Here is an 18,912-nt window from a genome sequence, read left to right as displayed (position 1 = left end):
AACGACACGTGTCCGGTTCGCGAAGCGCAGATGACGACTCATCGGTGGCCGCGAAGATCACCCGATCGCGATCCACGCCGACCCCGTCCGGTGGCGGTCGCGGAGCCCCGTCCGCGTGTCCGTCGCTAATCAGCTGGACGAGGCCCCGGCCAGGGCGTCGGCGATGGCGGTGCCCTCACGAGCGCCGTCCAGCCACGCCTGGGTCACCACGGACAGCCAGCGGGCGACCCCGACCGACGTGCCCGCGCGCCACCCGGCGGCAGCGGCGGCGTACTCGGTCCGGCGGGCCAGCTGCCCGGACTCGGGCACCGCCAGCCCCTTGGGGTCGAGGTCGGCGGCGATCCCGGCCACCCGGGCCGCCGCGCGCGCCACCACCCCGTCGACCGTCCCGAACGGTTCGCACGCGAGCAGTTCGCCGTGCACGACCGCGACCAGCACCGGGGCCGGGACCGTCCGTGCGGCCACCAGGTCGGCCAACCGGCGCAACCGGACCTGCACGCCCGGATCCGCCCGCGGTCGCCCCAGCGACTCGGCCGGCGCGAGGTCCGCGGCCGCCAGCGCGTGCATCCGGGCGAGCGCCTGCAACGGCGCCCGACGCCACACGGTGGCCAGGGCACCCTGCTCGGCCGCCACCCGCAGCGCGCCGGCCAGCACCGGGTCCTGCACGGTCGCGCCGGTCAGGTCCCCGGAACCGCCGTCGAGCAGCGACGACGCCCGCGCCGCCCGGATGGACGCGGCGGCCGCCGTCCTCGGCCAGCCCCGCCGGTTGACCGGGTGCCGAGCCAGGTCCGCCGCCGCCTGCTGCACCCGCTCGATCTGCTCGGCCACGCCCGGGAACGTGAGCAGCGCGGTCGGACCGGAGGGCGGTCCTGCGCCGCCGGTGCCGTCCTGTGTCCGCATCTGCGCACAGTAGCCAGCGCTCGGCGCACGACCGGACGACCCGGTGCGGTCGCCGTGCCGACCGTCGGACGGTCGCGCTACGGTCGCTGCGAACGGACCGTTCCGCCGGTGACCGGGCGCCCAGGCCGGCGCATGTCGGGTCGGGGCGGGTGCCGCGCAGCCGATCAGCGTCGATCTCAACGACGGAGGACCCGTGAGCCAGACCGGAAGCACCGCGACCAGCGCCGAACAGCCCGACGGAGCAGGCGGGAGCGGGCAGGCCCTGGACAACCTCTCCGCGGAGCACCGCACGTTCCCGCCGTCGGAGGCGTTCGCCGCAGCGGCGAACGTGCGGGCGGAGGGCTACGACCGGGCGGCGGCTGATCCGGAGGCGTTCTGGGCCGAGCAGGCGCGCCGGCTGACCTGGGCCACGCCGTTCTCCACCGTGCTGGACTGGAGCGACGCGCCGCACGCCAGGTGGTTCGCCGACGGCACCTTGAACGTGGCGGTGAACTGTGTGGACCGGCACGTCGAGTCGGGCCACGGCGACCAGGTGGCCATCCACTGGGAGGGCGAGCCCGGCGACAGCCGCGACCTGACCTACGCCGACCTGCTGCGCGAGGTGAGCAAGGCAGCCAATGCGCTGACCTCGCTGGGGCTGCAGGCCGGCGACCGGGTGGCCATCTACCTGCCGATGATCCCCGAGGCCATCGTCTCGATGCTGGCCTGCGCCCGGCTCGGGCTGGCCCACTCGGTGATCTTCGGCGGGTTCTCGGCCGAGGCGCTGCGCACCCGCATCGCCGACGCCAGCGCTCGCGTGGTGATCACCAGCGACGGGCAGTACCGCCGCGGCACCCCGGCTCCGCTCAAGGCCGCCGTCGACGAGGCGGTCGCCGCCGCCGACTCACCCGTCGAGCACGTGGTGGTGGTCCGGCGCACCGGTACCGAGGTGGCCTGGTCGGACAAGGACGTGTGGTGGCACGAGCTGGTCGACCAGCAGTCCGAGCAGCACACCCCCGAGGCGTTCCCGGCCGAGCAGCCGCTGTTCATCCTCTACACCTCGGGCACCACCGGGAAACCGAAGGGGATCCTGCACACCTCGGGGGGCTACCTGACCCAGGCCTCGTGGACGCACCACGCCGTGTTCGACCACAAGCCCGACACCGACGTCTACTGGTGCACCGCGGACATCGGCTGGGTCACCGGCCACTCGTACATCGTCTACGGACCGTTGGCCAACCGCGTCACCCAGGTCGTCTACGAGGGCACGCCGAACACCCCACACGAGGGCCGGCACTGGGAGATCATCGACAAGTACGGCGTCACCATCTACTACACGGCGCCCACGCTGATCCGCACCTTCATGAAGTGGGGCGCGGACATCCCCGCCAAGTACGACCTGTCCTCGCTGCGGGTGCTGGGCAGCGTGGGTGAGCCGATCAACCCCGAGGCCTGGATGTGGTACCGCGAGGTCATCGGCAAGAACCACTGCCCCATCGTGGACACCTGGTGGCAGACCGAGACCGGCGCCATCATGATCGCCCCGCTGCCCGGCGTGACCGCGGCCAAGCCCGGCTCGGCCATGCGCCCGCTGCCCGGCATCAGCGCCACCATCGTCAACGACGACGGGGTCCCGGTGGGTCACGGTCAGGGCGGCTACCTGGTGGTCGACCAGCCGTGGCCGTCGATGCTGCGCACCATCTGGGGCGACGACGAGCGGTTCCGGGACACCTACTGGGCCCGGTTCGCCGCGCAGGGCTACTACTTCGCCGGCGACGGCGCCAAGTACGACGACGACGGCGCGCTCTGGCTGCTCGGCCGGGTCGACGACGTCATGAACGTGTCCGGCCACCGGATCTCGACCACCGAGGTGGAGTCGGCACTGGTCTCGCACCCGGCGGTGGCCGAGGCCGCCGTGGTCGGCGCCTCCGACCCGATGACCGGGCAGGGCATCGTCGCCTTCGTCATCCTCCGGGCCAGTGCCACCGGCGGCGACGGGGCCGACGGCGAGGCCCTCATCAAGGAGCTGCGCGGCCACGTGGCCAAGGAGATCGGGCCCATCGCCCGACCGCGTCAGATCATGGTCGTCCCGGAGCTGCCCAAGACCCGCTCAGGCAAGATCATGCGCCGGCTGCTGCGGGACGTCGCCGAGAACCGCGACCTGGGCGACGTGACCACCCTGCAGGACTCGTCGGTGATGAACCTGATCAGCTCGGGACTGTCCGCGGGCTCGGCGGACTGACGCCGAGATGGGGCGCCCACGGGCGGTCCCGGCGTGGACGCCCGGCCGCCTGTGGGTGTGGACGGCCGGGCGTTCCGCACCCGGCACGCCCGGCGGACCTGACCGTCGGAACCCGGCCGTCGCCGTGGCACGATGACTCTCGATCGGCTGAGCCCGAGCCGTGACTCGATCGACAGCGAACCAGGAGCCGTACGTGACGATCTCCGGCACCCCCACCTCGCCGAACCGGTACACCGTCCCCGGCGCGGCGAACGCCGCCATCCCGTTGGTCACGGAACCCGACGTGGACCGCTCGGCGTCGATGGGCACCCTGGTCAAGCAGGCCACCGAACACGTCTCCACGCTGGTCCGCTCGGAGATCGAGCTGGCCAAGATGGAGATCACCGAGACGGTCAAGACCGGCATGCGCGGCGGCATCTTCTTCGGCCTCGCCGCCGCCATCGGTGTCTTCTCGCTCTTCTTCTTCTGGTTCATGGTCGGCGAGATCCTGTCGATCTGGCTGTGGCGCTGGCTGGCCTTCACCATCGTCTTCGTGGCCATGCTGCTGATGGCCGGCGTCTGCGCCCTGCTGGGATACCGCAAGGTCAAGCAGATCAAGAAGCCGGAGAAGACCATCGCGGAGCTGAACAAGACCGCCAGCACGCTGAAGATGGCGGCCACCCAGCACCCCGAGACCGCGACGCAGGGCGTGGTCACGGCCCCGACCCTGCCGCGCCACTGACCGGCGCCGCCGCGGCCGGCGATGGCGCCGAGTCGCAGCCGGCCACCGCAGGTCCACCGGACCAGCTGCGGTTCCCGGAACTGCGCGAGGACGGCCCGTGGAGGCACCGGGACGTCAGCGCCAACGGCATCCGGCTGCACGTCGTCGAGGCCGGTCACGGCCCGCTGGTCGTGCTGCTGCACGGCTTCGCGCAGTACTGGTGGTCGTGGCGGCACCAACTGGCCGATCTGCCGGCGTCCGGGTTCCGGGTGCTGGCTCCCGACCTGCGCGGCTACGGCGACAGCGACAAGACGCCGCGGGGGTACGACGCCGCCACCCAGGCGGCCGACGTGGCCGGCCTCATCCGGGCCTGCGGCGAGCGCTCGGCCATCCTGGTCGGCCACGGGTACGGCGGGCTCACCGCCTTCAACACCGCCGTGCTGCACCCCGACCAGGTGCGCGGCGTGGTGGCCGTCGCCGCGCCACACCCGGCGTCGCTGGCCACGCACCCGCTGCGCGCCGGCCGGGCCGGTCGCCTGGTGACCTGGGCCAGCGTGCCGGTGTGGCCGCGCCGCAAGCTCCGGGCCGGAGCCGCGCTGATGGTGGAACGGCTGATGCGCAGCTGCGCCGGCCCGGCCTGGAAGGCGTCGGCCGATTTCCGGACCGCCGCGGCGCGGATGCGCCGGGCCATGCTCGTCCCAGGCGTCGCCGGTGCCGCCGTCGAGCACCTGGCCTGGCTCGGGCGCTCGCCGTGGCGGGCCGACGGCCGGCGGCACCGCGAGGCGCTGGCCGTGCCACTGCGGACGCCGGTGTTGCAGATCGCCGGGGACGGCGACACGTTCATTCCGCCGGGTCTGGTCGCCGACGCCCGCGAACACTGCCTGGACGACTACCGGCTGGTCACGCTGCCGGCCGTCGGCCACTACCCGGCCGAGGAGCAACCCGACGTGGTGACCCGGCTGATCGCCGAGTTCGCCGGCGCTCCGGTCCGCCGCGCCGGCTGAGGCGGTCCGGCCGGCCGCCCCGACCGGATCAGGCCGCGGTCGGCAGGCAGGCCTCGGTGTCGTCAGGCGAGGTGTCACCCAGACCGGCCTGCACCACGTCGGCGACCTCCTCCGCGCTGAGCGCGAACCCGACGTCCGGGTCGCTGACCGCGGCACCGAAGACCACGCCGTACACCGTGCCGTCCGATGCCAGCAGCGGGCCGCCGGAGTTGCCCGGACGCACCTGCCCGCGGACGGTGTAGACGTCCCGCTGCACGGTCTGTGACTGGTAGATGTCCGGGCCGCGCAGCGCGATCCGGTCACTGATCCGGGCCGGGGTGGCCGTGAACGGGCCGTCCAGCGGGTAGCCGACCACCACGGCATCGGCCCCCACGGTGGCCGGCGTGTCACTGAACGGCAGCACCGGCCGGTCCAGCCCGGGGACGTCGAGGACGGCCAGGTCGCGCTCCGGGTCGTAGACCACCACCGTCGCGTCCAGTTGCCCGCCCAGCGAGTCCTCGTCCACCTCGACGACGACCTGGGACGCCCCGGCCACCACGTGGGCATTGGTCAACAACCGCTCCGGCCCGATGACGAACCCGGTGCCGGTGGATCCCCGACCACAGCCGGCGGAGACCGAGCGGACCTTCAGGACGGACGGCCGGGCGGCTCGGACGACCGGATCCGCGGCCATGGCGGGGTCCGGCGCCTCGACCGCCACCCCCGGTGTCGGGGCCAGCGGATCCAGGATGGCCGGGAAGCCCGACTCGTCGAACACGCTGCGCAGCTGGTCGGAGACCTCACGGACCGGCGTCGGCATCGCCCGGTCGACCTCGTTCAGCACGGTGGACGACCGGATGGCCGACGACAGCCACGGGTAGGGCACCGACGCCAACGGCACGGCGATCATCCAGATGACCACCAGGACGGCCAGGGTGTGCACGACCAGACCGAGGACCCGTTCGACCGCGACGGCGGGACGCCAGGTGATCCGGTCGGACAACCGGCGGCCGATGGCCCCGCCGAGCAGCTCGCCCAGGCCCACACCGAGCACCACGCAGGCGATGGCGATGGCCAGCCGGGCGGCGGTGTCGTCGACCAGCGCCACCGCCGACGGCGAGAGCCACAACGCCAGGACCGCGCCGCCGATCGCGCCGACCAGGGTCAGGGTCGCGGTGATCAGGCCCTGCCGGAAGCCGGAGATGGCCGCCAGCAGCAGCATGGCCAGCACCACCGCGTCGACGACCGTCATCGCGAGCCCGGACGCGTGGAAGGAAGATCTCGGGCGGCACTGCGTCGGCTCCCCGTCATGTGCTGCAGGACGCCCCAGGCCCGGGGCTGGTTCACCCCGGCCGCCGGTGGATCGATCCGGACGCGCCGGCGGTGGGTCGACGTGTGCGTCACGTCAGGGTCGAGGGGGCCAACCGCCGGCGCCGGTCCCACGGCACCTCCCAGCCCCCCAGCCGCAGCACCAGGTCGACCAGCCCGCCGGTGAAACCCCACACCGTCATGCCCGCGACCGCGAACGCCGGGCCGATCCGCTCGCCGTTCGGGGACACCACCGTGCCGCGGTTGGCCGGGTCGGCCAGCTCGGTCACCGGCACCCGGGCCACCGCGGCGGTCTCCGCCGGATCGACGGCGGACACCGCGCCCGGCGTGTGCCAGTGGGCCAGCACCGGGCGCACCAGATTGCCGGACGGCGGCAGGAACAGCTCCGGCAACAGCCCCGCCGGCAGCACCGACGCCGGCTCCAGACCGGTCTCCTCCTGCCCCTCGCGCAGGGCCGTCATCACGGCGTCCTCGCCCGGATCGGTGGCCCCGCCCGGGAACGCCGGCTGCCCGGCGTGCGACCGGAGGGTGGCGGCCCGGGCGGTGAGCAGCACGTCCGGACCGTGTGAGCCGTCGGCCAGCAGGATCAGCACCGCGCTGTGCCGGCGCACCAGGTGTGCCGGCACGGTGGCCTGCCGCATCCAGCCATCGGGCATCCTCAGCCCGTCGACGCGCTGGAGCAGGGGCCACATCCAGGCCGGGACAGCGTCGTCCTCGACCAGCCGGATCCCCACCTCGTCGAGCGGCCGGACGGCGCCGGGCGGTCCGACCCATCCCGGTTCAGCCACCGACCATCCCGACCGGTGCGCCGTCGCCGTCCAGCCCGACCAGTGCGAGCAGGTGGTCGCGTTCTTCACCGGTGACCAACGCCGCCGCGACGGCCGGGTCGGTCGGGCCGTCGCCGAACGACGGGCAGGACGACGCCAGGAAGCAGGCCCCGCACGCGGGCTTGCGGGCCGCGCACACCCGCCGGCCGTGGAAGATCACCCGGTGGGAGAACATGGTCCACTCCCGCGGCGGGAGCATCGCGTTGAGCTCCAGCTCGATCTTGACCGGGTCCTGCGCCTCGGTGAGACCCCAGCGCCGGGTCAGCCGCTGCAGGTGCGTGTCCACCGTGATGCCCGGCACGCCGAAGGCGTTGCCGAGCACCACGTTGGCGGTCTTGCGCCCGAAGCCGGGCAGCGTGACCAGTTCCTCGAGCGTGTGCGGCAGCACGCCGTCGAACCGTTCCACCAGCGCCTGACCGAGCCCGATGATCGAGGTGGTCTTGTTCCGGTAGAAGCCGGTCGGCCTGATCAGCTCCTCGAGTTCCTCCCGGCGGGCGCCGGCGTAGTCGGCGGCACTGCGGTACCGGGCGAAGAGTGCCGGGGTGGTCTGGTTGACCCGGACGTCGGTGCACTGGGCGGACAGGATGGTGGCCACCCCGAGTTCGAGCGGAGTGGTGAAGTCCAGTTCGCAGTGCGCGTCCGGGTAGCCGACGGTCAACTGGGCGGTGATGCTGCGGGCCCGCCGGGTCCGGGCCAGCGGCGTGGCCGGCGGCTTCGCCCGGCGCCGACGGGGTCCGTCGGGCGTCGATCGCGTCGTCGCGGACGTCGGAGTCCCCTGGCTGGCCACCACGGAGCGAGCCTGCCATACGGCCCCGACAACGCCCGGGACCGTGCCGTGCCCCGGACCTCGCCCCGGACCTCGCCCCGGACCTCGCCCCGGACCGCGGGGCGACCGGCACGGCCGGTGGCGCGTGGCGGTTGGCCCCGGCCGGGGGGCGTGTCGGACAATCGGGACCACTATGACCGCGTTCCTGGTGCTGCTCATCCCGCTGCTGCTGATGGTGTTCGCGTTGCTCATGGAACGGGTGGAGCACCGGTTGCGGACCCCGTCGGTGCGTGAGGACGAGGTCGAGCAGTTCTTCGACCAAGCCCGACCGGACGAGGTGAACACTCTGATCCGGGAGGGCTGGACGGGCGCGCTGGCCGTCTTCCGCCGCCGCCGCAAGCCCCGGTTGCGACGACGCAGCCGCGGCTGATCCTTCCGCGGCACGCGCCCCGATCACCCCGTGACGGCTCGGTCGCCCGGCCAACGCCTAGACTGACGGACCGTCGGTGGTGTGATGACCGACACTGCGTACGGCGTCATCAGGAGGACAGGTGGAGGAAACCCTCGCCCGGGCCGGCATCTTCCAAGGTGTCGAGCCCGAAGCGGCCGAGGCACTGGGTAGCCAGCTGGAGACCGTGGAGTACCCGCGGACCAGCTCGATCTTCGCCGAGGGCGAACTGGGCGACCGCCTCTACGTGATCCTCTCGGGCAAGGTGAAGCTCGGCCGGCACTCCCCCGACGGCCGGGAGAACCTGCTCGCGGTGATGGGCCCGTCCGACATGTTCGGGGAACTGTCGGTCTTCGATCCGGGTCCGCGCACGTCGTCGGCGACGGCCGTCACCGATGTCCGGCTGGCCACCATGGACCGCGCCGCGTTGCGTGAGTGGATCACCAAGCGCCCGGAGATCGCCGAGCAGCTGCTGCGGGTGCTGGCCCGTCGGCTGCGGCGTACCAACAACTCCCTGGCCGATCTGATCTTCACGGACGTGCCCGGCCGGGTGGCCAAGGCGCTGCTGCAGCTGGCCCGCCAGTTCGGTCAGCAGGAGGGTGGCAACCTCCGGGTCACGCACGACCTGACCCAGGAGGAGCTGGCCCAGCTCGTCGGCGCCTCCCGCGAGACCGTCAACAAGGCGCTGGCCGACTTCGGCCACCGCGGCTGGCTCCGCCTGGAGGGCAAGTCGGTCGTCCTGCTGGACGCCGACCGGCTGTCCCGCCGGGCCCGCTGACGGGGACCCGAACGCGTCAGCGGTCGCCGCGCAGGTAGGTCAACTGCGCGGCGACCGACGACTCGGCTGCGCCGCGCACCGAGGGGTCGACGTCGGCGTAGACCACGTCGGCCACCGCCGCCACCGTCGCGCCGGCCGCGTCCGTGCCCAACGTGACCAGCGCCGCCCGGATCTGGCCGAGCCGCTGCTCGCGGTGGTCGAGGTACTGCTGGCTGATCGCGGTGAGGTCCGGCAGGTCCGGACCGTGGGCCGGGAACACCCGTGCCGGTCCGAGCGCCCGCAGTCGGTGCAGTGAGGCCAGGTAGTCCCGCAAGGTGCCGTCGGGTGGGGCCAGCACCGTGGTGCCACGGCCCAGGATCGTGTCCCCGGTGAACACCGCCGGACCCGCCGTGGGGCCGGCCGGCAGCATGAAGCACACCGAGTCGGCCGTGTGGCCCGGCGTGGCCACCACCTGCACGGACAGGCCGGCGACCTCGATCAGCTCGCCGTCCCGCAGCGGATCTGCGTCGAGGCAGAACGCCGGGTCGAGGGCCCGCACGGGCGCCCCGGTGAGTGCGGCGAACCCGGCCGAACCGCCGGTGTGGTCGGCGTGCCGGTGCGTGATCAGGACCAGGTCCACCCGGCCCGCCTCGGCCAGCCGTCGCAGGTGTCCGGCATCGTCCGGGCCGGGGTCGATGACGATGCCGGTGGACGCCCCCGGCGCGGCCAGCCGGTGGCTGTTGGTGCCGTCCAGCGTCATGGGTCCCGGATTGGGGGCGAGCAGGACGGACACCCGCGGGTCCGGCCGGCGCCACTCGCCGGCGATCAGCTCGCTCATGCGTGCCGCCCGGCGGCGACCCGCTCGGCCTCGGTGGCGATGTGCAGCCGGAGGTCGGTGGCCCGCAACTCGTCCAGGGAACCGGCGGCGGCCAGCCGGCGCAGCACCGCCCGGGTGGGCGTCATCATCTTCACCTGGCCGGCCAGTTCGGCGGCCAGGATGGCCGCCGGGGTCTGCCAGTCGCCGTGTTCGGCCTCCGTCCCGACCAGCCGCGGCTCCACGCCCACCGGGGGCAGGCCGAGGAAGAAGACGGTGTCGTACCGGCGGGTCCGGCCGGGTGGCGTGATCCAGCGCGCCCAGGGTCGCAGCAGGTCGTCCCGGACGGGACGGCGCTCCGCGGCGAGCAGGGCGGCGATGCTGCGCCGGTGCGCGGCCAGATCGGCCCGGTGCTGCTCGGCGACGTCCTCGCTCCACCCGCCGGGGACGTCGGTGTGGTCGCCGGCCCGGTGGTCCTCGAACTGACGGACGACCTGCGCGTCGGTCCCGGCGAACAGCAGGCCGGTCTCCTCGAACAGTTCCCGCACGGCCGCGAGCACCGACCCCCGCGCGGTGGCCGCATCGAGGTCGAGTCGGTCGGCCCACCAGTCCGGACCCGGACCGGCCCACTGCACGTCGGTGGCGTCGGCATCACTCGGGTCGATGGCGCCGCCCGGGAAGGCGGTGGCCCCGCCGGCGAACACCATGTCGGCGACGCGGCGGATCACGTACACCTGCACCGGACCGACGTCGTCCGGGTGCTCCGGGTCCTCGCGGAGCAGCAACACGGTCGCCGCGGGACGGATCACCTGGGCGGGATCGACGGACGGATCGGCCGACGGGGACTCCTGTGTCACGGCGCCCACGGTAGGACACCGGGCCGACGGTCCCGTCGGCGGACCGGCCGGCAGGTCCGGAGCAGCGCCGCTCAGCGCACCTCGACGACGGCCTCGACCTCGACCGGCGACCCGAGGGGCAGCTCGGCCACCCCGACCGCGGAGCGGGCGTGCCGACCGGCCTCGCCGAACACCGCCGTCATCAGGTCGGACGCGCCGTTGATCACGCCCGGCACCGCGGTGAACCCCGGCGCCGCGGCGACGAAGCCGACCAGCTTCACCACCCGGGTGACGGCGTCCAGGCCGACCGCCGACTCCACCACGGCCAGGATGTTCAGCGCGCACAGCCGGGCGAGCTCGGTGGCCCGGGCCGGGGCGACCACGTCCAGGTGGCCCGCGGCGGGCGAACCGTCACCGACCTTGCCGGTGAGCGGCAGGGCGCCGTCGACGAAGGGCAGCTGACCGGCGGTGAAGACCAGGTTGCCGGACCGGACGAACGGCGCGTAGGAACCCGCCGCGGCCGGCACGGCCGGCAGAGCCAGCCCGAGCTGGGCCAACCGCTCGACCGGCGTGCTCACGCCCGTTCGCGCTTCAGGTAGGCGACCAGCTGCTCGGGGTTGGGTCCGGGCACGACCTGCACCAGTTCCCAGCCGTCCTCGCCCCAGGTGTCCAGGATCTGCTTGGTGGCGTGGGTGATCAGCGGCACGGTGGCGTACTCGAAGCTGCGCCGACCCGACTCGGGTGCACTCATGTGGCCCAGCGTAGAGCCCGGCCGCTCGGGGGTGGACGTCCGGCGTCACCGTCCGATCCCTCCCCCTACGCTGAGCGCATGGAGTGGTGGCGCTGGGTGGCCGCGGGCGCCGAGACGCTGCTGATCACCGTCTTCGTCCTGCTGCGGTTCGACAGCCTGCGCGAACAGGGCCGCGGCACGGGGCGGGCGGCGCTGCTGCACGGTCTGGTCTGGGCGCTGCTGGTGCCGGCCGGCTTCCTGGCCGTGCTGTTGTCCCCGGCCTGGTTGGTGCTGGTGCTGATCGCCGTGCCGGCCCTCGCGATCGCCGTGCTGGCGTTGGCGAGCTGACCGGCGATGGGACACGATGCCCCGATGCCGGCCGTCGCACCGTCATCCGCCGACTCCGGCCTTCCCGTCGCGACCCTGACCCGGCCCGGCTGGACCGCCGCGCACCGGCGGGCGCGGCTGCACGTGGTGAGTGGCAAGGGCGGGACGGGCAAGACCACGGTCGCCGCCGCGATGGCGCTGGCCCTGGCCGTCGACGGGCGCCGGGTCCTGCTCATCGAGGTCGAGGAACGGCAGGCCATCGCCCGCCTGTTCGACGTCCCGCCGTTGCCGTACGAGGAACGCAAGATCGCCATCGCCACCGGCGGCGGCGAGGTGCGCGCCCTGGCCGTCGACGTCGAGGCGGCCCTGCTCGAGTACTTCGAGATGTTCTACAACCTCGGGTTCGCCGCCCGGAGTCTGCGGCGGATGGGCGCCATCGAGTTCGCCACCACCCTGGCGCCCGGGTTGCGGGACGTGCTGCTCACCGGCAAGGCCAAGGAGACGGTCACCCGGACCGGGCACGACAACCGGCCGGTGTACGACGCGGTCGTGATGGACGCGCCACCCACCGGCCGCATCGTCGACTTCCTCGACGTCACGGTGGCCATGGCCTCGCTGGCCCGGCGCGGCCCGATCCACGGCCAGGCCGACGGCGTGATCCGGCTGCTGCACTCGCCGGACACGATGGTCCACCTGGTCAGCCTGCTGGAGGACATGCCGGTGGCCGAGACCCTGGAGGCGATCGAGCACCTGCGAGCCGCGGATCTGCCGGTCGGATCGATCATCGTGAACGCGGCGACCGGATCGCGCCTGCCGGAACCGGCCGCGGCGGCCGCTGGTCGACTCGACGCCGACACCGTGCGGGACCGGATACGGGCGCTGGGCGCGGACGTCGGCCCGGCGACGGTGACCGGACTGCTGCAGGAGGGCCGGGACCACGCCGTCCGCGTCCTGGACGAGGCGGACTGCCGGCGTCGGCTCGAGGGCGCCGCGCTGCCGATGCTGCAGCTGCCCCGGCTGGCCGACGGCGCCGATCTCGGCGGGGTGTACGAGCTGGCCGAGCTGCTGGCCGAGCAGGGCGTGCACGCGTGAGCGGGGACCGCTCGGCGCCACCGGTCACGGTGTCCGCGGGCTCGCCGCGGTCGGCCGTCACCAACGGGCTGGACCTCGCCGCGCTGCTCACCGACCGGGCCACCAAGGTGGTCGTCACCTGCGGGTCCGGCGGTGTCGGCAAGACGACCACGGCCGCCGCGCTCGCGCTCTGGGCGGCCGACGCGGGTCGCAAGGTGGCGGTGCTGACCATCGACCCGGCCCGGCGCCTGGCCCAGTCGCTCGGCCTGGACGAGCTGGACAACGACCCGCGGCGGGTCGAGCTGCCTGCTGACACCGACACCGACACGTCCGGTGAGCTGTGGGCGATGATGCTGGACAGCCGGCGCACCTTCGACGAGATGGTGGCCGCGCACTCGACGCCCGAGCGCGCCGAGCAGATCTACGGCAACCCCTTCTACCAGTCCATCTCCACGTCCTTCTCGGGCACGCAGGAGTACATGGCCATGGAGAAGCTGGGCAAGCTGGCCGGCACCGGGCAGTACGACCTCATCGTGGTGGACACCCCGCCGAGCCGGTCGGCGCTCGACTTCCTCGACGCACCGCAGCGCATGTCGGCGTTCCTGGACGGACGGATGATCCGGCTGCTGGCCAGCCCCGGTCGCGGTGTGCTCAAGGTGGTGGGTGCGGGGCTGACCCTGTTCACCCGGGCCGTGACGGCGGTGATCGGCGGGCAGATGCTGGCGGACGCCGCGAAGTTCGTCCAGCTCTTCGAGGACATGTTCGGCGGCTTCCGGACGCGGGCCGAGGCGACGTACCAGTTGCTGCGGCGGCCCGGGACGTCGTTCGTCATCGTGGCCATCCCGGAGCCGGACGCACTGCGCGAGGCCGCCTACTTCACCGATCGGCTGCAGGCCGAGCGGATGCCGCTGGCCGGTCTGGTGCTCAACCGCACCCACCCGCCGGCCACCGATCTGACCGTCGCCGCCACCGAGCAGTTGCAGCAGCGACTGGCGACCGGACCGGACGGGGACCCGCAGGACGAACTGCTCGCCGGGCTGCTGTCCGTGCATGCGGAGCGGGCGACCACCCGGGACGCCGAGCTGCGGATGCGCCGGCGGTTCCAGCGCCAGCATCCGGGCCTGCCCGTGCGCGAGGTGCCGGCACTGCCGTCGGACGCGCACGATCTCGAGGCGCTGCGGACGGTGGGGGCGGCGTTGGCCGGGCCGGTCCCCGTCGGGCCCACGCCGGCCTGACCGGCGGCCCGACCCACCGCCGGCCAAGCACTGAGTCCGGTTCGTCGGGTTCGGGGCCGGCCGTCGCACGCTCGCGGTTCCCCGGGCCTGTCGGGCCCCTCCCGTACCCTGACCGGCGTGCGTGTGATGACCGGTCTCGGCAAGCTGCTGCTCGGGACCCTGATGGCCGGGGTGCTGGTCGCCGGACTGCTGATGCCGTACGCCTTCGGCGCCGGCCGCGCAGCCGACGAGATCGCCACTGCGGTCCAGGGCGCCGAGGCGGACGCGCTCAACGAACCGGTGCCGCTGCGCACCACCATCACCGACGCGGCCGGCAACCCGCTGGCCCTGGTCTTCGAGCAGAACCGGGTGTACCGGCCGCTGGCCCAGATCTCGGACTACCTGCAGGGCGCGGTCATCGCGACCGAGGACCGCCGCTTCTACTCGCACAACGGCGTGGACTGGCGCGGCACCGTCCGCGCCGTCCTGGTCAACGCCCAGGGTGACGCCACCCAGGGCGGCTCCACGCTGACCCAGCAGTACGTCAAGAACTACCTCTACCTGGTGCAGGCCCAGACTGAGGCCGAGAAGGCCGACGCCATCGCGGCCACCCCCATCCGCAAGCTGCGCGAGGCCCGGATGGCGCTGGCCCTGGAGAGCGAGCTCAACAGCAAGGCCGACATCCTCGAGCGGTACCTCAACCTGGTCGCGTTCGGGCCGTCCACCTACGGCGCCCAGGCCGCCTCGCAGCGGTTCTTCAGCGTCGACGCCGACCAGCTGTCGCTGCCGCAGGCGGCCCTGCTGGCCGCGATGATCAACAACCCGAACCGGTACAACCCGCTGGACCCGGACCGGATCGAACAGACGCTCACCCGCCGGAACCTGGTGCTCGACCTGATGGCGGAGAGCGGCCGCATCTCGCAGGCCACCGCCGACCAGGCCAAGGCCCAGGACCTCGGGCTGAACCCGTCCACCGTGGCCAGTGGCTGCCTGCCGGCGGCCGGGTCGCAGGCCAACGGCTTCTTCTGCGAGTACGTGCTGGACTACCTCGAGAACGTCGGCATCGACGACGTCACCCGAGGCGGCTACACGATCCGCACCACCCTCGATCCGACCGTGATGGGCCAGGCCAAGGCGGCGGTCGACGCCAACGCCAACCCGGCCGACCCGAACGTCGGACGGATCGCGAACGTCACCGCCGTGGTCCAGCGCGGCGAACCGCGCAAGGTGCTGGCGCTGGCCGCGAACCGGCCCTTCGGGTTGAACGCGGAGGCCGGCCAGACGGTGCAGAAGCTGACCACCACGTTCGCCCCTCTCGGGGCCGGATCGACGTTCAAGATCTTCACCGCGGCCGCGGCGATGGAAGCGGGCCTCGGCACCAGCCAGACGATCCAGGTCGGCAGCGAGTACACGTCCGGGATCGGCAACAGGTCGACGTTCAACAACGCGAACGAGAACTATCCGGCCACCCAGACGCTGCAGCAGGCGTTGGCCACCTCACCGAACACCGGATTCGTCCGGCTCGAGGAATCGGTCGGACTGGGCGAGGTCTCCCAGATGGCCGTGAAGCTCGGACTGCGCGGCTACACCCTGCCGGCCGGTGAGGTCGATCCAGCCTTCGCCAACACCGGCACCGACTACGCCCAGCAGGTGACCGACCGGGAGATCGCCTCCTTCACCCTCGGCGTCTCGCCGGTCAGCCCGCTGGAGCTGGCCAACGTCGGCGCCACACTGAACTCCGACGGCCGCTGGTGCCCACCGACCCCGGTGGACACCATCACCGACCGGGACGGCCGGCTGGTGTCCTGGGAGACGCAACCGTGCGAGGACGTCCTCGACCAGGGCCTGGCCCGCACTCTCGCGGTGGCCATGGAAGGCGACTTCCAGGCGGCGCCTGGAGCGCGGGGCACCGCGGTGACCGCGGCCACCGCGGCCGGGTTCACCGCCACCGCGGCCGGCAAGACCGGCACGACGCAGGACTACAAGTCGTCGGCGTTCCTCGGCTTCACCCCGACCTACAGCGCCTCGGTCATCGCCTGGGACTACCTGCCGCGCCCCCAGTCGATCTGTGTGAACCCGCTGCGCAGCTGCTCCACCGACGAGGCTCAGGCGGGGAACGGCATGGGCGGCGGCTCGACCCCTGCGGCGACCTGGATGTCGATGATGAAGCCGATCACCGACGGCGTCGGCGACCAGCTCTTCGCGCCCGCGGTGCCGCAGTACGTCACCGGTCAGCCGGACACCCAGGTGCCCAGCGTGGTGGGCCTGCCGGTCGAGCAAGCCATCGCCCAGCTCACCGCCAAGGGCTACCAGGTGCCCGCGCCGCAGGTCGAACAGGCCCCCGGGGTGCGGGCCAACGTGGTCATCGCCCAGGAGCCCGCCGTGGGCTTCGCGGTCCCCGGGAGCGCCATCCGGCTGACGGTGACCGCCGGGTGACCGCACACCGCCGTCCGTCGCTCGGGCGCGCGGCCGCGGTGACCGGCGCCGCCGTCGGGGCGAGCGCCGTCGCCGGCGGTTGGGCGTTGCTGGAGCCGCACCTGTTCACGCTGCGCCGCGTGGAGCTGTCGGTGCTGCGGCCGGGCAGCTGGCCGATGCGCATCCTGCACCTGTCGGACCTGCACCTGCTGCCCCGCCAGCAGCGCAAGCAGCGCTGGGTGGCCGGGCTGGCCGACCTGCGGCCCGACGTGGTGGTGAACACCGGCGACACCCTCTCCGGACCCAGATCGGTGCCGACCGCCATCAAGGCGTTCGGCCAGCTGCTCGACACCCCGGGCGTGTTCGTCTTCGGCAACAACGACTACTTCGCTCCCGTGCCCAAGTCCCCGCACGTCTACCTGCAGCGGCCGGCTCCGGTGCGGCGCGGCCAGGCGCTGCCCTGGCAGGATCTGCGTGCGGCCCAGACCGAGCGCGGCTGGCTCGACCTGGACAACGCGCAGGCGACGGTGACGGTGCGGGGGCAACGACTGGCGTTCGCCGGGGTCGACGACCCGTTCACCGGCAAGGACCGGTACCACGCGATCGCCGGCCCGGCCGACCCGACCGCCGCGGTCCGGATCGGGCTCAGTCACGTCCCGGAGCCGCGGGTCCTGGACCGGTTCGCCGAGGACGGCTACGACCTGGTGCTCGCCGGGCACACGCACGGCGGCCAGGTGCGGATCCCGGGGATCGGGGCGGTGGTCACCAACTGCGGCATCGACCGGTCCCGGGTGCGCGGCCTGTCCCGGTGGGGCTCGTCGATGTGGCTGCACGTGTCCGCCGGCCTGGGCGGGAACCCGTACCTGCCGGTGCGGTTCTGCTGCCGTCCCGAGGCCACCCTGATCACCCTGCTGCCGCGGGACTGACCCGGACGCGGCCAAGGCCAGGCCCGGCAGCGGACAGCGCGAATTGGTCAGGAGCACCCGCGCCGATCCGCTAGAGTGGTCCAGGCTCCTCCCGGGGCTCACAGGTCCGGGAAGAACCAGCCACGGGGTGTGGCGCAGCTTGGTAGCGCGCTTCGTTCGGGACGAAGAGGCCGCAGGTTCAAATCCTGTCACCCCGACCCACGTGAGGCCCTCCGACCGTTCCGGTCGGTGGGCCTGAGTCGTTCTCCGGCCGAAGTACCCGTGGTCCGAGCGGTGGGCCGGAGGTGGTCGACCGACGACGATCGGTGACCGACGATGCGCCGACGTGGCGCTCCCCTGGTCTTTTCGTCCCGCCTTGGTGTAAAACACAAATCGTGCGCAGACGGTCACACACTGCTGAACCTCACGCAGTGTTCATCACGCTGTGCTGATGGTCGCCCGGCTGGCGGAGTCCCGGGCCTGCTGCGTCGGGTCGACCAGGACCGCCCGGGGTGTGGGCGGTCCGCCCGGATGCGGTGCCGACCGTCGCCGCCCACCCGTCGGCGGGATCACTGGGTGAAGCCCCGCTCCGGGCCTGATCCGTCGGCCTCCGACCGCCTGCGCCCTCTGGATGCCGCCGCGCGGGTCACCGACGACGCCCGGGGCGACTCCGGTGCGCCGCCACCTGATCCCGATCTCGTCGAGGCCGTCGATCGCGACGACGAGCTGCGCATCTACTCACTCCGTGCGGTCGACCGGGTCGTCGACCTGGTCGAGGCGCTGGTCCAGGCGGGCGCCCCGGTCTCGCTGTCCACCCTGTCCTCGTCGGTCAACCTGCCCAAGAGTTCGACGTTCCGGTACCTGGCGGCGCTGGAACGGCGCGGCTGGGTCCGCCGCGGGGACCATGGCACCACCTACCAGCTGACCGCGGAGTCGGTGCTGGGCGGACTGGCTCCGCCGTCCACGCCCCGGCTGGACCGGATCGTCCACCAGGCCCGGCCCCTGCTCGGCCAGCTGTGCCAGGCCAACCAGCTCGCGGCGGTGCTGTCGGTGCTCGAAGGCGCGCACGTCCGCATCCTGTGGCTGGAACTGACACCGTCCCTCCGTCGCCTGGAGCTCTTCACCACCACGGACCGGCCGTCACCGTTCATGCGGACCGCGGCCGGCCGGGCCCTGGTCTCCCAACTGGCCGACTCGGTCGTGCACCGGCTGGCCGAGGAGGTCGCCGCAGCGACCGACGGGACCGCCGACGGGACGACCGGCTGGACCTCCGGGAGCGCTCCGGTGCCGTCCGCCCCCGACTGGTTGGCCGGACGGGCCCTGGTCCGGGACCTCCACCGCGTACGCGGCGACGGGTTCGCCGTGGTGGACCACGTCATCTCGGGAGTCGCGATGCGCTCGGTGGCGGTGCCGGTGCCGGGAACCTCGGTCGCGTTGAGCGCCCTGGGACCCTCCGGGGAGGTCCCGCCGCCGCGCCTCCCGGCGCTGGTCCGGGTGCTGCGCCGCGCGGCCGTGCTGCTCGCGCGACGCACCGGCGAACCTTGACCACGCCGCCGCCGACGGTTCGCCGGCCCGTGGATCCGCGTCCCGCCGCGCCCGCCCGACCGGGCGCGGCAGGCACCCGTGCTCGACCGGCCGGCCACCCGCGGGCGCGCGGGAGCGACGACTT

At 73.3% G+C, this 18,912-nt stretch carries 19 protein-coding genes and 1 tRNA gene; 12 read left to right on the top strand and 8 right to left on the bottom strand.

Going from position 1 to position 18,912, the window contains the following annotated elements; translation table 11 throughout:
- Positions 1-129: 129 nt before the first annotated feature.
- Entirely contained in the window at positions 130-900 is a 771-nt protein-coding gene (locus tag JL106_RS08925) for an oxidoreductase (protein WP_205260337.1), read from the bottom strand.
- Positions 901-1,162: 262 nt separating this feature from the next.
- Here JL106_RS08925 and acs point away from each other — a divergent pair, with 262 nt between their 5' ends.
- The 3 genes from acs to JL106_RS08910 all read left to right on the top strand — a co-directional run bounded on the left by acs (position 1,163) and on the right by JL106_RS08910 (position 4,825).
- Positions 1,163-3,121 (top strand): acetate--CoA ligase, encoded by a 1,959-nt coding sequence (gene acs / locus JL106_RS08920; protein WP_205260459.1) that lies wholly within the window; start codon positions 1,163-1,165, stop codon positions 3,119-3,121.
- 193 nt (positions 3,122-3,314) lie between these two features.
- Entirely contained in the window at positions 3,315-3,842 is a 528-nt protein-coding gene (locus JL106_RS08915) for a phage holin family protein (protein WP_205260336.1), read from the top strand.
- A 170-nt stretch (positions 3,843-4,012) separates the two neighbouring features.
- Positions 4,013-4,825, top strand: coding sequence for an alpha/beta fold hydrolase (locus tag JL106_RS08910; RefSeq protein WP_205260335.1), 813 nt, complete (start codon positions 4,013-4,015; stop codon positions 4,823-4,825).
- 28 nt (positions 4,826-4,853) lie between these two features.
- Here the strand turns inward: JL106_RS08910 and JL106_RS08905 are convergent, their stop codons facing one another.
- From JL106_RS08905 to nth, 3 genes are all read right to left on the bottom strand, one after another.
- On the bottom strand, positions 4,854-6,056 hold the full coding sequence (locus JL106_RS08905; protein WP_205260334.1) for a MarP family serine protease: 1,203 nt from the start codon (positions 6,054-6,056) through the stop codon (positions 4,854-4,856).
- 148 nt (positions 6,057-6,204) lie between these two features.
- On the bottom strand, positions 6,205-6,921 hold the full coding sequence (locus JL106_RS08900; protein WP_328841844.1) for an NUDIX hydrolase: 717 nt from the start codon (positions 6,919-6,921) through the stop codon (positions 6,205-6,207).
- Positions 6,914-7,750 (bottom strand): endonuclease III, encoded by an 837-nt coding sequence (nth, locus tag JL106_RS08895; protein ID WP_328841842.1) that lies wholly within the window; start codon positions 7,748-7,750, stop codon positions 6,914-6,916. The genes JL106_RS08900 and nth overlap by 8 nt, the downstream gene beginning before the upstream one ends.
- A 169-nt stretch (positions 7,751-7,919) precedes the next feature.
- Between nth and JL106_RS08890 the strand changes: the two genes are divergently transcribed.
- Together JL106_RS08890 and JL106_RS08885 are read left to right on the top strand one after the other, a co-directional pair.
- Entirely contained in the window at positions 7,920-8,156 is a 237-nt protein-coding gene (locus JL106_RS08890) for a hypothetical protein (protein WP_205260332.1), read from the top strand.
- A gap of 121 nt (positions 8,157-8,277) precedes the next feature.
- Entirely contained in the window at positions 8,278-8,952 is a 675-nt protein-coding gene (locus JL106_RS08885) for a Crp/Fnr family transcriptional regulator (protein WP_205260331.1), read from the top strand.
- Between the two features lie 16 nt (positions 8,953-8,968).
- Here JL106_RS08885 and JL106_RS08880 read toward each other — a convergent pair whose 3' ends face one another.
- From JL106_RS08880 to JL106_RS08865, 4 genes are all read right to left on the bottom strand, one after another.
- Positions 8,969-9,769 carry an MBL fold metallo-hydrolase gene (locus JL106_RS08880; protein ID WP_205260330.1) on the bottom strand — a complete coding sequence of 267 codons (801 nt, stop codon included), beginning with the start codon at positions 9,767-9,769 and terminating at the stop codon, positions 8,969-8,971.
- The gene (locus tag JL106_RS08875) at positions 9,766-10,602 is read right to left on the bottom strand and encodes an NUDIX hydrolase (RefSeq protein ID WP_205260329.1); all 837 of its coding nucleotides are present in this window, start codon (positions 10,600-10,602) and stop codon (positions 9,766-9,768) included. The genes JL106_RS08880 and JL106_RS08875 overlap by 4 nt, the downstream gene beginning before the upstream one ends.
- Before the next feature lie 71 nt (positions 10,603-10,673).
- Positions 10,674-11,159 carry a RidA family protein gene (locus JL106_RS08870; RefSeq protein ID WP_205260328.1) on the bottom strand — a complete coding sequence of 162 codons (486 nt, stop codon included), beginning with the start codon at positions 11,157-11,159 and terminating at the stop codon, positions 10,674-10,676.
- Positions 11,156-11,332 (bottom strand): DUF4177 domain-containing protein, encoded by a 177-nt coding sequence (locus JL106_RS08865; protein ID WP_205260327.1) that lies wholly within the window; start codon positions 11,330-11,332, stop codon positions 11,156-11,158. The genes JL106_RS08870 and JL106_RS08865 overlap by 4 nt, the downstream gene beginning before the upstream one ends.
- A 78-nt stretch (positions 11,333-11,410) precedes the next feature.
- On the opposite strand from JL106_RS08865, the gene JL106_RS08860 reads away from it, so the two are divergent.
- From JL106_RS08860 to JL106_RS08830, 7 genes are all read left to right on the top strand, one after another.
- A complete protein-coding gene (locus JL106_RS08860) occupies positions 11,411-11,659 on the top strand; it encodes a hypothetical protein (protein WP_205260326.1) in 249 nt (82 codons plus the stop codon).
- A 24-nt stretch (positions 11,660-11,683) separates the two neighbouring features.
- Positions 11,684-12,730 carry an ArsA-related P-loop ATPase gene (locus JL106_RS08855; RefSeq protein ID WP_205260325.1) on the top strand — a complete coding sequence of 349 codons (1,047 nt, stop codon included), beginning with the start codon at positions 11,684-11,686 and terminating at the stop codon, positions 12,728-12,730.
- Positions 12,727-13,944 carry an ArsA family ATPase gene (locus tag JL106_RS08850; protein ID WP_328841838.1) on the top strand — a complete coding sequence of 406 codons (1,218 nt, stop codon included), beginning with the start codon at positions 12,727-12,729 and terminating at the stop codon, positions 13,942-13,944. The genes JL106_RS08855 and JL106_RS08850 overlap by 4 nt, the downstream gene beginning before the upstream one ends.
- A 126-nt stretch (positions 13,945-14,070) precedes the next feature.
- On the top strand, positions 14,071-16,359 hold the full coding sequence (locus JL106_RS08845) for a penicillin-binding protein (RefSeq protein WP_236007251.1): 2,289 nt from the start codon (positions 14,071-14,073) through the stop codon (positions 16,357-16,359).
- Complete coding sequence (locus JL106_RS08840; protein WP_205260323.1) at positions 16,356-17,264, top strand: metallophosphoesterase; 909 nt, start codon at positions 16,356-16,358, stop codon at positions 17,262-17,264. The genes JL106_RS08845 and JL106_RS08840 overlap by 4 nt, the downstream gene beginning before the upstream one ends.
- 123 nt (positions 17,265-17,387) lie before the next feature.
- Positions 17,388-17,461 (top strand) — tRNA-Pro (locus tag JL106_RS08835).
- A gap of 358 nt (positions 17,462-17,819) precedes the next feature.
- A complete protein-coding gene (locus JL106_RS08830) occupies positions 17,820-18,788 on the top strand; it encodes an IclR family transcriptional regulator (protein ID WP_205260322.1) in 969 nt (322 codons plus the stop codon).
- The last annotated feature ends 124 nt before the right edge of the window (positions 18,789-18,912 follow it).

It is taken from the genome of Nakamurella leprariae (genome assembly GCF_016918035.1).
GTDB classification, from domain to species: Bacteria; Actinomycetota; Actinomycetes; order Mycobacteriales; family Nakamurellaceae; genus Nakamurella; species Nakamurella leprariae.
Note: the sequence above shows the minus strand (reverse complement) of the source record. Positions and strands in the feature narration are given on the sequence as shown.

Coding starts and splice junctions, on each gene's coding strand:
- JL106_RS08925 (WP_205260337.1), bottom strand. CDS start 900: ATGCGGACACAGGACGGCACCGGCGGCGCAGGACCGCCCTCCGGTCCG.
- JL106_RS08905 (WP_205260334.1), bottom strand. CDS start 6,056: ATGACGGTCGTCGACGCGGTGGTGCTGGCCATGCTGCTGCTGGCGGCC.
- JL106_RS08890 (WP_205260332.1), top strand. CDS start 7,920: ATGACCGCGTTCCTGGTGCTGCTCATCCCGCTGCTGCTGATGGTGTTC.
- JL106_RS08880 (WP_205260330.1), bottom strand. CDS start 9,769: ATGAGCGAGCTGATCGCCGGCGAGTGGCGCCGGCCGGACCCGCGGGTG.
- JL106_RS08865 (WP_205260327.1), bottom strand. CDS start 11,332: ATGAGTGCACCCGAGTCGGGTCGGCGCAGCTTCGAGTACGCCACCGTG.
- JL106_RS08860 (WP_205260326.1), top strand. CDS start 11,411: ATGGAGTGGTGGCGCTGGGTGGCCGCGGGCGCCGAGACGCTGCTGATC.
- JL106_RS08855 (WP_205260325.1), top strand. CDS start 11,684: ATGCCGGCCGTCGCACCGTCATCCGCCGACTCCGGCCTTCCCGTCGCG.
- JL106_RS08845 (WP_236007251.1), top strand. CDS start 14,071: ATGACCGGTCTCGGCAAGCTGCTGCTCGGGACCCTGATGGCCGGGGTG.